Below are 12,736 nucleotides of genomic sequence, written 5' to 3'. Positions count from 1 at the left end.
GATCAGCGCGCGCCGGGGACGCCATGTCGTTCCACAGGGGTTCCCAACCGTGTACCGCATTCCCAAGTCCCTTGTCCCAGCTCGCCGTTCGGCCGCCGTGCTCGGCGCCGCCACCGCCCTCGCGGCGGGCGCCCTCGCCGTCGCGCCGGCCGCGCGGGCCGGTGCGCCCGCGCCGGCGCACACCACCGGCGCGGGGGCGTCCACCGCGACCGTGCTGCGCGCCGGTCTGGACGTCTCGCTGCTGAACAAGACGGTCGACGTGCCGGTGAACGTCTCCCTGAACGACGTGCACGCCCCCGCCTCCGCCGACGAGACCGCGCTGACCGTCACCGTCGGCCACGGCGTGGAGCAGGGCCGCCCGGTGAACATCCTGCGCGCGGCCGTCGCCACCGCGGACGCCACCGTGGACCGGCACACCGCGGAGGGCTACGCGAACGTCGCCAACGCCCAACTGCACCTGCCCGGCCTGCCGCTGCTGTCCCTGGTCAAGCTGGACGCGATCTCCTCGCGGGCCACCTGCACGGTGGGGCGCAAGCCCACCGCCTCCTCGCACCTGGCCGGTGTGACCGTGCTCGGGCAGCGCGTCGCGCTCGACGCGGTCGGCACCACGCAGGTGGTGGTGCCCGGCGTCGGCAAGGTCAGCCTGGAACTGACGAACACCGTGCTGACCTCGCGCACCGCGGCGGCCACCGCCCTGCGCCTCCAGGTCCACGTCAACCCGCTGAACCTGGGCGTGGCCGACGTGAGCGGCGACGTCACGCTCGCGCAGGCCACCTGCCGCACCCCGGAGGGCTCGACGGGCGGCTCGACCGGCGGTTCGACCGGCGGCTCGACAGGCGGTTCGACCGGAGGCTCGTCCACCGGCGGTGCCACGTCCGGCGGTTCGACGTCCGGCAGCACCACCGGCGGCACCTCCACCGGCGGATCGACCTCGGGCGGCTCCGGCGGTTCCGGCAGCGGCGGCTCCACGAACGGCGGCTCCACGAACGGCGGCTCCACGAACGGCGGCTCCACGAACGGCGGTTCGACGTCCGGCAGCACCAACGGCGGGTCGAGCTCCGGCGGTTCGACGTCCGGAGCCGCCGCCTCCGGCGGCTCCTCGTCCGGCGGTTCCTCCAGCGGCGGCAGCGGCGGCAGCGGCGACACGCACACCCAGACCGTCGCCGACACCGGCGACCTCGCGGAGACCGGCGCGAGTTCGTCCACGCCGTATCTCGCGGGCGGCGCCGCGGCCCTCGTCGCGGCCGGCGCGGGGGTCTACCTGGTCGCCAACCGCCGCAGGCGCGCCGCCGCCCAGGGCGACAACTGACCGGGCGCGGCCTCGGGTCGCGCTCCTGCAACTGATCGACACAAGCCGGTAACAGCACCGGGGGGCGGCGCCAGCAGCGGCGTCGCCCCCTTAATCTGGAGCCGGTGCCGCGGGGACGGCGCCGCGAGACGACGCGCCGGGGCGCGGGACGGGCAGAGCATGGGCGAGGGGCTGTTCGCGGGGCGGTACGAACTGCTGGGAATGCTCGGCCACGGCGGGATGGCACGGGTCCAGCGGGCCCGCGACACCCGCATGGGCCGGATCGTCGCGGTCAAGACGCTGCTGCCGGAGCTGGCCGACAACCCCGACGCCCGCCGCAGGTTCGCCCGCGAGGCGCAGGCCGCGGGCGCGCTCAACCACCCCGGCATCGTCACCGTCCACGACCAGGACGAGGTCGAGGACGGCGACCAGGTCGTCCCGTACCTGGTGATGGAGTACGTCTCCGGCCGCACCCTCGCCCAACTCGTCCGCGAACGCGCGTCGTTCGAGCCCGAGGAAGCCGTCCGCATCGTCTGCGACATCCTCGACGCGCTCGCCCACGCGCACAGCCGCGGCACCGTCCACCGCGACGTGAAGCCCGCCAACGTGATGATCACCGACGAGGGCACCGTCAAGGTCGCCGACTTCGGCATCGCGCGGGTGCTGGACTCCGACCAGCGGCTGACCGCGACCGGCTCGGCGATCGGCACGCCCAGCTACATGTCGCCGGAGCAGATCAACGGCGGTGACGTCGACGCCCGCAGCGACGTCTACGCGGCCGGCTGCGTGCTGGTCGAACTGCTCACCGGGCGCCCGCCGTTCACCGACGGCAACCCGATCAACCTGATGTACTGGCACGTCCACACCCCGCCGCCCGAGCCCTCCGCGCGCAATCCCCGGGTGCCCAGGGAACTGGACGCCCTGGTGCTGCAGGCGCTCGCCAAGGACCCGGCCTCGCGGCCGGCCGACGCGGCGGTCTTCCGCAACCGGCTGCGCGGCTGGCTGTCCGGCGTGGCCGCCGCCGGCTCGTCCGCCGTCCCGGACCCGTCCGCCGACGCCGCCCCCGCCGCCGCGGCCACGTCCGCGCCCCTGGTCAAGGACGCCGCGCCGGCGGCCCCGACCGCCGCCCCCGCCGCGGACGCCCCCGCGCACCGCGCCGACCCCCGCGCCACGTACGGCCTGGGCGGCCAGCTGCCGGTGCTGCCGGGCGCGGCCCCGCGGCAGCCGGCCGGCGCGCCCGGCGGCCCGGCGCCGCGGACGCCCGGGCAGTTCCCGCCGCACATACCCGCCCAGGGCGTGCGGGACGCCACCCCGCCGCCGCCCGCGCAGCCCCAGCACCCCGCGTACGGCCAGGCGGCCCCGCACACGCCGCCGTCGCTCACGCCCCCGCCGCCCGCCTACCTGCCGGCCCCGGCACCCCGCCGCCGAACGCGGGCGACGGCGCCGCCGCGCTGCGCCGCCGCCGCAGGGGCCGCTGGACCGCGGCCGGCGCGGGCGTCGCGGTGGCCGCCGTGGGCGTCACCATGGCCCTGGTCTACGGGCCGCTGGGCGGCGGCACGGCGAACCCCGATCCGACCGGCACCGCGACCGGCACGTCCACCACCGTGCGCAACGCGGCGCTCACCCTGCACGGCGGAAAGGAGGGCAGCGGCTACGGCGGCGGCCTCGACGGCGTCGTGCGCCCGTCGAGCACCAAGGGCGGCACCCTCCGGCTGGCCGCCGCCTACCCGCCGCTGAACCTCCTCGACCCGGCCGCCACCTACGAGCAGCCCGCCTGGAACGTGCAGCGGCTGTACCTGCGCAAGCTGGTCGACTACGCCCCCGCGCCCGGACAGAAGGGCCGCGTCCTCGAACCCGACCTCGCCACCGACACGGGCAAGGTCAGCTCCGACGGCCTGACCTGGACCTTCCACCTGAAGTCCGGGGTGAAGTTCCAGGACGGCTCGCCGATCACCTCCCAGGACGTCAAGTACGGCATCGAGCGCACCTTCGCCCGCGACGTCTTCCCCGGCGGCCCCTCCTACTTCCCGGACCTGCTGGACGAGGGCCAGCACTACCCGGGCCCCTACCAGGACACCGACCCCGACAAGCTCGGCCTGAAGTCGGTGGCCACGCCGGACTCCTCCACCATCGTCTTCACCCTCGCCAAGCCGTTCGCCGACTTCCGCTACGTGCTCGCGCTGTCCATCGGCGCGCCCGTGCCGCGCTCGGCCGACACCGGCGGCGGCAAGGACTTCGAGAAGCACCCGGTGGCCAGCGGCCCGTACAAGGTCGCCTCCTATGCCCCGGACAAGAGCCTGGAGCTGGTCCGCAACCCCGAGTGGGACCCGGCCACCGACCCGATCCACTCCGCGCTGCCCGACCGCATCGACCTCACCTACCTGGCCAGCCAGGACGCCGTCGAGGCGGCGCTGCTGGACGGCCGCGCGGACCTGGACATCGACGCGGCCACCCTCTCCGACGCCACCGAGACCAAGATCCTCAACTCGCCCGCCCTGAAGGCGAACACCGACCTCGCCTACAGCGGCGCCACCCGCTTCCTCAGCCTGCAGACCGACGTCGCCCCGTTCAGCGACTACCAGTGCCGCTGGGCGGTGGAGTACGCGGTCGACCGCGCCTCGCTGCGCGCCGGTTTCGGCGGGCAGTACGACGGCGGCGACATCGCCACCACCATGCTGCCGCCCACCAGCGACGGCCACGACGCGAACGCGACGCCCTTCGGCACCACCGCCGGCGTGTCCTACCCGCAGGCGGCCAAGACGCAGTTGAAGAACTGCGGCCGGCCGAACGGCTTCGACGTCACCCTCGCCGGGCCCGACTCCCCGCAGACCGACGACGCCATGCAGTCCGTCAAGACCGCGCTGGCCCAGGTCGGCATCAAGGTCACCGTGCAGAGCATGGACACCGCGACCTTCTACGACGCGCTGCTCAACCCGGCCAAGCTCAAGACGAAGAAGTGGGGCATGGTGCTGACCAGTTGGGCCGCCGACTGGCCCACCGGCGGCGGCTTCCTGCGCACCCTGATCCAGCCGGGCAGCGCCAACAACTACTCCGGTCTGGACGACTCCGAGATCAACTCCCTGGTGGACGAGGCCGACGCGCAGTCCGACCCGGCGAAGGCCGCGGACGACTGGAAGAAGATCGACGCGAAGGTGATGAGCGAGTCCACCATGGTCCCGCTGCTCTACCCGCGCCATCTCGTCTACCGCGCGCCGCGGTTGACCAACGTGTACGTCCAGCAGGTGCTCGGCGGCATCGACCTGACGGCGCTGGGCGTGCGGCGGTAGCCGCGGTCCCCGGGATGCGGTGCGGCGTCGGCGGGGGTGCCGGGAGCGGTCCCGTCGCCCCTATGCCGTCGCGGCGGCCAGCGCCTTCGCGAACGCGTCCGACGTGCGCCGGTCGCGCACCGCGACCCGCAGCCACTCCCGGCCGAGCCCGGGGAAGGTGTCGGCGCGGCGCACCGCCCAGCTGAGATCCCGCAGCCGCAGCCGCACCGCGTCGGCGTCCGGCAGCCGCAGCAGCAGGAAGGGCGCGGCCGGCGCCTCTCCCGCGACCTCGACACCGCCGGGCAGCGCGCGCAGCCGCTCCACCAGATACGCGCGGTCCGCGGCGCCCGTGCGGGCGGCCTCCGCCGCTTCGGCCAGCGCCCGCGGCGTCACGCACGCCCGCGCCGCCGCCAGCGCCGGGGTCGAGACCGCCCACAGCGGCTGTGCGCGCTGAAGCGCCGCCACCGTCGCCGCGCCGGCCAGGGCGTAGCCGATCCGCAGGCCCGCCAGACCCCAGGTCTTGGTCAGGCTGCGCAGCACCACCAGCCCCGGCACGTCCCGCCGCCCGGCCAGCGACTCCCGCTCGCCCGGCACCGCGTCCATGAACGCCTCGTCCACCACCAGAGTGCGCCCGGCCCGCGCCAGATCCTGTACCAGCGCGGCCGGGTGGAGCACCGACGTCGGGTTCGTCGGATTGCCCAGCACCACCAGATCGGCGTCGTCCGGCACCGCCGCGGGGTCCAGCCGGAAACCGTCGCAGGCGGGCAGCAGCACCCGTTCCACCCGGTGGCCGGCCGCCCGCAGCGCCGCCTCCGGCTCGGTGAACTGCGGGTGCACCACGACCGCGCGGCGCGGCCGCAGCGCCCGCGCGAGCAGCACGAACGCCTCCGCCGCGCCCGCCGTCAGCAGCACCTCCGCGTCCGGCCTGCCGTGCCGGCGCGCGACCGCCCGGCGGGCGGAGCGGTCGTCGGGGTAGGCGGCGAGGCCCCCGAGCGAGTCGGCGATCTCCCGCGCGAGCCACGAAGGGGGCGTGCCGGCACGGACGTTGACCGCCAGGTCCACCAGGCCGGCGGCGGTCTCGGCGTCGCCGTGGTGCAGCAGGTCGTAGCCGCCGGGCGCGGGTGCGGGCCGGCGCCCGGGTCAGTGGGTGTGTGCATGGTGACCGCCGCTGCCGTGGCCGCCGCCCGGTCCGTGGCCTTCGTGCCCGTGGTCGTCGCCGTGCGGTCCGTGGCCTTGGTGTCCGTGGTCGCCGTGCGCGTGGTCGCCGTGCGCGTGGTTCCCGTGCGTGTGGCCCGGGTCGTCCGGGTGGTGGTGCGGCTGCTGCGGCGCGCCGACCCGGTCCTCGAAGCCCGGCAGCTTGATCCGGTACACGCACGCGTCGCAGTTCATCCGCAGGTCGCCGGCCAGGGTCTCGCGGTAGCGCTCCATCACCAGCGCGGCCAGCTCGGGTTCCGGGCCGATCACGTCCGCGCAGCGCACGTCCACGCCCGCCGCGTCCTCGCCCGCGGCCCATTCGCCGGCCTGGTCCCGTACCCGGTCGGGCAGCACACCGGGGAAGAGGAAGTACGGGAGCACCACGACGAGTCGGGCGCCCAGCCGGCGGCAGCGGTCCAAGCCGGCCGGCACCGACGGCTCGGCCAGCGACACGAACGCGGTCTCCACACCGGCCGGCCCGCGGCCCTCCCACAGCAGCCGCGCGGCCTTGTACACCTCGGCGTTGGCGTCCGGGTCGGTCGAACCACGGCCCACCAGCAGCACGGTGGCGTCCGCACGCGACGCCCCCGCCTCCGCGAGCACCTCGTCAAGCCGCCGCTCCAGCACCGCCAGCAGGTTCGGGTGCGGGCCCAGCGGCCGGCCGTACGCGTACGAGGTGCCCGGGTGCCGCCGCTCCTCGCGGGCCAGCGCCGCCGGGATGTCGCCCTTGGCGTGCCCGGCCGACACCAGCACCAGCGGCACCGCGGCGAACTCCCGTACGCCGTCCGCCGCCATCGCGGCCACCGTGTCCGCCAGCGGGGGCTGCGACAGCTCGATGAAGCCCCCGCCGACGGGGATTTCGGGATGATCGGCGGCCAACTGCGCGACGAAGGCGCGGAACGCCTCGGCGCCGGCCGTGTCGCGGGTGCCGTGGCCGACCAGGAGCAGGGCGGGGGCGTTCACCGGTGGTTCTCCCTGCGCAGGGGGTGCGGGCCGCCGGACCCGGGGGGCCCGGCGGGGGACGGGACATCGGCCGGGGGAGCCGTGGCGACGCCGGCGGCGGCGCGGGCCGTCGCCGGGCCGTCCGCCGTGGGGGCCGAAAGCGGCGTGTACAGCAGGGCGTTGAGGGCCGCGGCGGCCACCGCGGAGCCGCCCTTCTCCGAGACGTTGCTGACCGCGGGCAGCCCCGAGGCCCGCAGGTGCGCCTTGCTCTCGGCCGCCCCGACGAACCCGACCGGCATCCCGATCACCAGCGCGGGCGCGGCGTCCAGCGCGATCAGCTCCTCCAGCGCCGTGGGCGCGCAGCCGACCACCCACACCGCGCCCGGGCCGACCTCGGCGTACGCCAGCCGGACCGCGTGCGCGCTGCGGGTCAGCCCCTCGCCCGCCGCCGCGTCCGCGACCCGGCACAGCGCGCGGCGCGCGGTGATCCCGGCCGCGACCATCTCGACGTCCGCGACGATCGGCGCGCCCGCGTGCAGCGCCGCATGCCCGGCCCGCAGGTGGGCCTCGTCCGCGACCAGGTCGTCGGCGTAGCCCAGGTCGGCGCTGGCGTGCACGACCCGTTCCAGCACGGCGCGGCGCAGCGGCGGCAGGCGCGAGGTGTCCAGCCGCGAGCGCAGGATGCGGAACGACTCCTGCTCGATGGGGTGGACGGTTCGGGTACGGATCACGGTGCGCTCCTCGGCGAACGGTCGGTTTCTGGCGTGCGGTCCCCCGCCCGGTGCGGGGCGCGCCGCTCGACCCGCGGCGGGCGGCCGTGCCCCGCCCGGGTCACGACTGCCACCGGTAGCCGCGCGGGGTGACCATGCGGCCGGCGACGGTACGCGTGGCGGTGTTGCCCACGGTCACCACCGTCACCATGTCGACGTCCGCCGGGTCGAGTTCGGCGAGCGTGGTCACCGCGTGCCGCTCGTCGGGGCGGGACGCGGCGTGCACGACGCCCACCGGCGTGTCCGGCCTGCGGTGCCCGGCCAGCACCGACAGCGCCTTCGGCAACTGCCAGTCCCGGCCCCGGCTGCGCGGGTTGTAGAAGGTGACGACGAGATCGGCCTCGGCCGCCGCCCGGACCCTCCGCTCGATCACCTCCCACGGCGTGTGCAGGTCCGACAGGCTGATCGCGACGTGGTCGTGCCCCAGCGGCGCGCCGAGCAGCGCGGCGGCGGCGAGCGCGGCGGTCACCCCGGGCACGCCGACCACGTCGATGTCGTCGGCGGCCTCGGCGAGCGCGGGCGAGGCCATCGCGTAGACCCCGGCGTCGCCGCTGCCGATCAGCGCGACCGCGTGGCCCGCGCGGGCCTGCGCGACGGCGGTGCGGGCGCGCTCCTCCTCCGCGCCCAGGCCGCTCTCCAGCACCCGCATGCCGGGCGGCAGCAGATCGCGGACCTGGTCCACGTACTGGTCCAGGCCGACGACCACAGAGGCGCGGCGCAACTCGGCGGCGGCGCGCGGCGTCATCAGGTCCCGCGCGCCCGGTCCCAGGCCCACCACGGCGAGCCGGCCGCGCGGCGTCCTGCGGGCCACGGCAGCGGTCGCCATCGCCGACTTCCGCTTCTGCGCGACGAGTTCACCGCCGCGACCGGCGCCGAGCAGCGCCGCGGCCTCCGCGACGGACGGCGTTCCCACGGCCGCGAGCGGCGCGGCGGACGGGTTCGGCACGGCGACCGCCGCGAGGGACGGCGCGTCGAACACCAGCAGCGGCACGCCCCACTCCGCCGCTGCCGCGACGATGCCCGGCTCGTCCCGCTTGGCGTCCACGGTCGCCAGCGCGGTCACGCTCTTGCCCGCGAGGCCGCTCTCCGCGAGGGTGCGCCGGACCAGGGCCACGACCTCCGCGGCGCCGACGCCGCGGCTCGCCCCGACGCCGACCACGAGCGAGGGAGGCCGTACGTACACGGCATGGCCGCTTCGGGGGTGCGCCGGGTCGGGCACGCGGTCGGTGACGTGGAGGGCGAACCCGCCGCCGATGGCAGCGGTGTCGGCGGTGTCGGCGGTGTCGGCGGGGTCCGCGGTGTCGGCGGTGTCCGCGGCGTTCGCGGGGGTGTGCTCCGGCGCCGCGGGTGAGGTCTCCCGGTCGGCTGCGGTGTCGTCCGGGGCCGCCGGCGTCACCGGGAGCGGGGGCAGCGGCCAGGTCGCGTCGGCGTGCAGGGCGACGGGCGCGCCGTCGAGGAGGGCGCGGGTGACCGCCGCGAGGTCGCCTTCCGCGGGATACGGCAGGGCGTCGAGGCCGGGCAGGCCGACCGCGTCCGTGGCGGTGGTGATCACCGGCTCCGCGCCCAGCACCGCGCCGACCTCGCGCGCCAGCGCGTTCGCGCCGCCGGCGTGGCCGCCGAGCAGCGCCACGGCGTGCCGGTGCGCCTCGTCGACGGCCACCACGCCGGGGTCCGCGGCCTTGGACACCAGCAGCGGCGCGACCAGCCGCACCACCGCGCCCGTCGCGAGGAACGCCACGACCTGGTCGCACTCCGCGAACGCCCGCGTCAGCGCGTCCCTGACGCCGCCCTCGTACCGCCGCGTCCGCTCCGGCCAGGCCGCGGCGAGCCGCTCGCACCCCCGCGCCCCGGCCGCCGTCGCCGCCACCAGCCCGATCACCGCGGCCCCCCGTCGGTCGGGCCGCATCCGGCGGAGTCGGCGCCCGCCGCCCGCGGCTGCCCGGCGGTGCGGGCGTGGCGCCCTCGCTCACGGCCGTGCGGGGGCGCCTGCGGCCGCCGGGCGGCAGCGGCCCGCGCGGGCGTGCGCCCGGCGCCGTGCGGCGGGGCCGAGGGGTCGGCGTGGGTCATGCGGGGGCTCCTTCGGCGGGCGGGGGCAGCGGGCGGGTGGCCCAGAGGACGAGGACGGGGTTGGTCGCGGCCAGGCGGGTGACGTCGCCGGGGAGCGGGGCGAGGCGGGAGGACTGCAGGAGGACGCCGTCCGGGACCAGGCCGGCCTCGCGCAGGGCGGCGCGGACCGCCGCCGCGCGGTCGATCGCGGCCAGGGTCACGACGACGGCGCGGCGCGCGCGACGTGCCGCCGCGGCGACGACCGCCGGCAGGCCCGCGCCGCCCCCGCCGACGAACACCGCGTCGGGGTCGGGCAGTTCGGCCAGGACGGCGGGCGCGCGGCCGCGTACCGCCTCGACGTCCACGCCGTGCGCGGCGGCGTTGGCGCGGACCCGGGCGACCGCGTCCGGGTCCTGGTCGACGGCCACGACCGCCGCGCCGAAGCGCGCGCACTCGACCGCGACCGAGCCGGACCCAGCGCCCACGTCCCACACCAACTCGCCCGTGCGCGGGCCGAGCCGGGCCAGCACCAGCGCCCGCACCTCGGACTTGGTGATCATCGAGTCCCGGTGCGCGAACTCCTCCTCGGGCAGCGCCCACCCGGCCGGCGCGGCCGGGCCGCCCGCGACCGTACGGGCCCGCCCGGCCACCAGCGACGGCTCGGGCCCCAGGCACAGCACGACCGACACGCCCGCGGGCCACGACCGCGCGGCCGCCTCCGCGAGCGGCACCCGGACCACCGACTCGGCCGCCGTCCCGAGCGCGGCCGCGACCACGAGCACCCGCTCCGGCCCGCCCCGCTCGTCCCCGGACACTGCCCGGTCGTCCGCCCCGGCTTCCGCGACCCCGATGTCAACGCCGCTGGCGGCCCCCGCGAGGCCCGCCGTCGCGCAGGCCCCGGCGCTCGGCGGCTCCGCGTGCGGCGGCTCGGCGTGCGGCGTCGTGGCGGCCGCGCTAGGGACGGCGGCCGCCGCGGTGGCCGCCGGAGCGGGTCCGGGCAGGAGGGCGGCGGCGAGTTCGGCGGGGCCGGCGCCGGGGCCGGTGAGGACGGCGACCTTGCGGTGGGCGCGGCAGACGTTCGCCGCGGTCCGCAGGTCGCGCCCGTGGGCGCTCACCACGACCGCGTCGTCCCAGCTCAGCCCGAGCCGGGCGAACGCGACCGCGACGGACGGCGCGGACGGCCGGACGTCCAGTGACGCCGCGCCGAAGCGCTCGCCGAGCGCCCGCACGATGCCGAAGAACCCGGGGTCGCCCGAGGCCAGCACCGCCACGGGCCGTCCGGCACGCACATACGCCGCGATCTCGTCCAGCGCGGGGGCCAGCGGGCCGAGCGCCAGCCGCCGCGCCCCCGCAGGCAGCTGCGCCGCGGCGAGGTGCCGGGCCGCGCCGACCACCAGGTCCGCGGCGCCGACCAGCGGCGGCGGCGCGCCCGTCCCCGTCCCCGTCCCCGTCCCGTACACCGTGATCACGCCGTCACCCGCGAGCCGTCTCGGCCGCGGCGCCGCCGTCCGCGGAACCCGCCGGGTCCAGCGCGTTCGCAGCGCTCGCCGCACCCGCCGCACCCGCAGCGCTCGCCGCCCCCGTCGCGCGCGTGGCGTCCCGCAGGGCGCGCCGGGCCGCAGGGTCCGCGCGGCGGAAGCCGTGGAAGTGGCCCGGGTGGTACAGGTGCGAGCGGGTGCCTGAGGCGGAGAGCGCGGGGCCGACCAGGAAAAGGGTGTGCTTCCACAGCCGGTGTGCCTTCACGGTCTGCTCCAGCGTGCCCACCGTGCAGCGCAGCAGCAACTCCTCGGGCCACGTGACCTGGTGGGCGACCACCACCGGCGTGTCCGTGGGATAGCCGCCCTCCAGCAGCTCCGCGGCGAGCTGGCCGGACCGCGCGGCGGACAGGAACACCGCCATCGTGGTGCCGTGCCGCGCGAACTCGCGCACCTCCTCGCCCGGCGGCATCGGCGTCTTGCCGCCGCCCAGCCGGGTGAGCACGACCGACTGCGCGACCTCCGGCACGGTCAACTCCCGCCCGGCGGCCGCCGCCACCGCCGAGAACGAGGAGACGCCCGGCACGATCTCCACCTCGACGCCCAACTCCGCGCAGCGGTCGACCTGTTCCTGCGTACCGCCCCACAACGCCGGGTCGCCGGAGTGGATGCGCGCCACCTTCAGGCCCTCGCGGGCGGCCCGTTCGTAGACCGCGACCACGTCCTCCAGCGGCATCCCGGCCGAGTCCATGATCTCCGCGTCCGGCCGGGCGTGCTCCAGGACGCCCGGCTGCACCAGGCTCGCCGCCCAGATCACCACGTCGGCCTCGGCGATCGCCTTCGCGGCCCGGAAGGTCAGCAGGTCCGCGGCCCCGGGACCGGCGCCCACGATGGTCACCTTGCCGCCGCCCGCGCTGGTACCGGCCGCGCCCGCGCCCGCCGCGCTCACAGCTTCGCCCCCCGCCCGCCGTCGCGCCGCGCGGGCACGATCAGCGTGGACAGGTACGGCAGCGGGCCGTCGAGGAGCTCGGACGCGGGCCGGATCGACTCGGCGGGCAGACCGAGCGAACTGCCCCACACCGCGCCCTCGGTGCGGCCGGTGTCGCGCAGCGCCGCGGCGACGTCCCCCGCCAGCCGGCCGAACTTGTACGCGACCACCGTGCCCGGCCCCTCCAGCGCGTCCTTGAGCACCGCGGCGCCCGCGGTGACCGGCACCAGCGTCAACGGCTCGGTCCCCTCGGCGAGTACGGCGCCGCTGCGCGCGGCGAGGTCCTGCATCGCGGTGATGCCCGGCACGGTCCGCACCGCCGTGTCCGGCAGCAGCGCGCGCACGGTCTGCGCGAGGTAGGTGAACGTGGAGTACACGTTCGGGTCGCCGATCGTCGCGAACGCCACCGTGCCGTGGACGCGCAGCAGTTCGGCGACGCGCGCGCCCGCCGCGTCCCACGCGGCCTCCCGACGCGCCCGGTCCGTCCGCTCGTTGAGCGCGAAGACGACGCGCACGATCCGGGCGGCGTCCACGTAGTGCCGCACCGTCGCCTCCGCGCGGCCCGTCTCACCGGTGTCCAGCACCGGCACGACCACGACGCCGGCCGCGCGCAGCGCCGCCACGCCCTTGACCGTCACCAGCTCCGGGTCCCCGGGCCCCACCCCGACCCCGACCAGCCGCGGCGGCACCCCGCCGGGGCCGCCCCCGGATCCGCCCGCGGCGGCCGGCGCGCCCGCCCGTCCCGGGTCGGCCGGGTGCTCGCCCGC

The 12,736-nt window shown here is 77.4% G+C and carries 9 protein-coding genes and 1 pseudogene; 3 read left to right on the top strand and 7 right to left on the bottom strand.

Annotated features, from left to right (window positions below):
• Positions 1 to 49: 49 nt before the first annotated feature.
• The 3 genes from VSR01_RS07425 (at position 50) to VSR01_RS07415 (ending at position 4,575) form a co-directional block, all read left to right on the top strand.
• Positions 50 to 1,309: an SCO1860 family LAETG-anchored protein gene (locus tag VSR01_RS07425; RefSeq protein ID WP_326448469.1), complete on the top strand. Its 1,260-nt coding sequence runs from the start codon at positions 50 to 52 to the stop codon at positions 1,307 to 1,309.
• 159 nt (positions 1,310 to 1,468) lie between these two features.
• A complete protein-coding gene (locus tag VSR01_RS07420; RefSeq protein ID WP_326448468.1) occupies positions 1,469 to 3,025 on the top strand; it encodes a protein kinase domain-containing protein in 1,557 nt (518 codons plus the stop codon).
• Positions 2,965 to 4,575 carry an ABC transporter substrate-binding protein gene (locus VSR01_RS07415; protein WP_326453539.1) on the top strand — a complete coding sequence of 537 codons (1,611 nt, stop codon included), beginning with the start codon at positions 2,965 to 2,967 and terminating at the stop codon, positions 4,573 to 4,575. The genes VSR01_RS07420 and VSR01_RS07415 overlap by 61 nt, the downstream gene beginning before the upstream one ends.
• Positions 4,576 to 4,635: 60 nt before the next feature.
• Here the strand turns inward: VSR01_RS07415 and cobC are convergent, their stop codons facing one another.
• The 7 genes and pseudogenes from cobC to cobI form a co-directional block, all read right to left on the bottom strand.
• Entirely contained in the window at positions 4,636 to 5,619 is a 984-nt protein-coding gene (cobC, locus tag VSR01_RS07410; RefSeq protein WP_442785656.1) for an Rv2231c family pyridoxal phosphate-dependent protein CobC, read from the bottom strand.
• A 75-nt stretch (positions 5,620 to 5,694) separates the two neighbouring features.
• Positions 5,695 to 6,711: a sirohydrochlorin chelatase gene (locus VSR01_RS07405; protein WP_326448467.1), complete on the bottom strand. Its 1,017-nt coding sequence runs from the start codon at positions 6,709 to 6,711 to the stop codon at positions 5,695 to 5,697.
• Positions 6,708 to 7,418, bottom strand: coding sequence for a precorrin-8X methylmutase (locus VSR01_RS07400; RefSeq protein WP_326453537.1), 711 nt, complete (start codon positions 7,416 to 7,418; stop codon positions 6,708 to 6,710). Before VSR01_RS07400 ends, VSR01_RS07405 begins: the two co-directional genes overlap by 4 nt.
• 103 nt (positions 7,419 to 7,521) lie before the next feature.
• On the bottom strand, positions 7,522 to 9,339 hold the full coding sequence (gene cobJ / locus VSR01_RS07395; RefSeq protein ID WP_326453536.1) for a precorrin-3B C(17)-methyltransferase: 1,818 nt from the start codon (positions 9,337 to 9,339) through the stop codon (positions 7,522 to 7,524).
• 184 nt (positions 9,340 to 9,523) lie between these two features.
• Complete coding sequence (cbiE, locus tag VSR01_RS07390; RefSeq protein ID WP_326448466.1) at positions 9,524 to 10,975, bottom strand: precorrin-6y C5,15-methyltransferase (decarboxylating) subunit CbiE; 1,452 nt, start codon at positions 10,973 to 10,975, stop codon at positions 9,524 to 9,526.
• Between the two features lie 130 nt (positions 10,976 to 11,105).
• Positions 11,106 to 11,930: pseudogene (gene cobM, locus VSR01_RS07385) on the bottom strand (precorrin-4 C(11)-methyltransferase); the annotation flags it as partial.
• Entirely contained in the window at positions 11,927 to 12,658 is a 732-nt protein-coding gene (cobI, locus tag VSR01_RS07380; protein ID WP_326453535.1) for a precorrin-2 C(20)-methyltransferase, read from the bottom strand. The gene cobI and the pseudogene cobM, both read right to left, overlap by 4 nt.
• Positions 12,659 to 12,736: the final 78 nt, after the last annotated feature.

The sequence above is a fragment of the Actinacidiphila sp. DG2A-62 genome (assembly GCF_035825295.1).
In the GTDB taxonomy this organism is placed as follows: domain Bacteria; phylum Actinomycetota; class Actinomycetes; order Streptomycetales; family Streptomycetaceae; genus Actinacidiphila.
This window is presented reverse-complemented; position numbering and strand designations above follow the sequence as displayed.

What these genes read in the sequence shown, in the direction of transcription:
- VSR01_RS07420 (WP_326448468.1), top strand. Translation starts at nt 1,469, where the DNA reads ATGGGCGAGGGGCTGTTCGCGGGGCGGTACGAACTGCTGGGAATGCTC.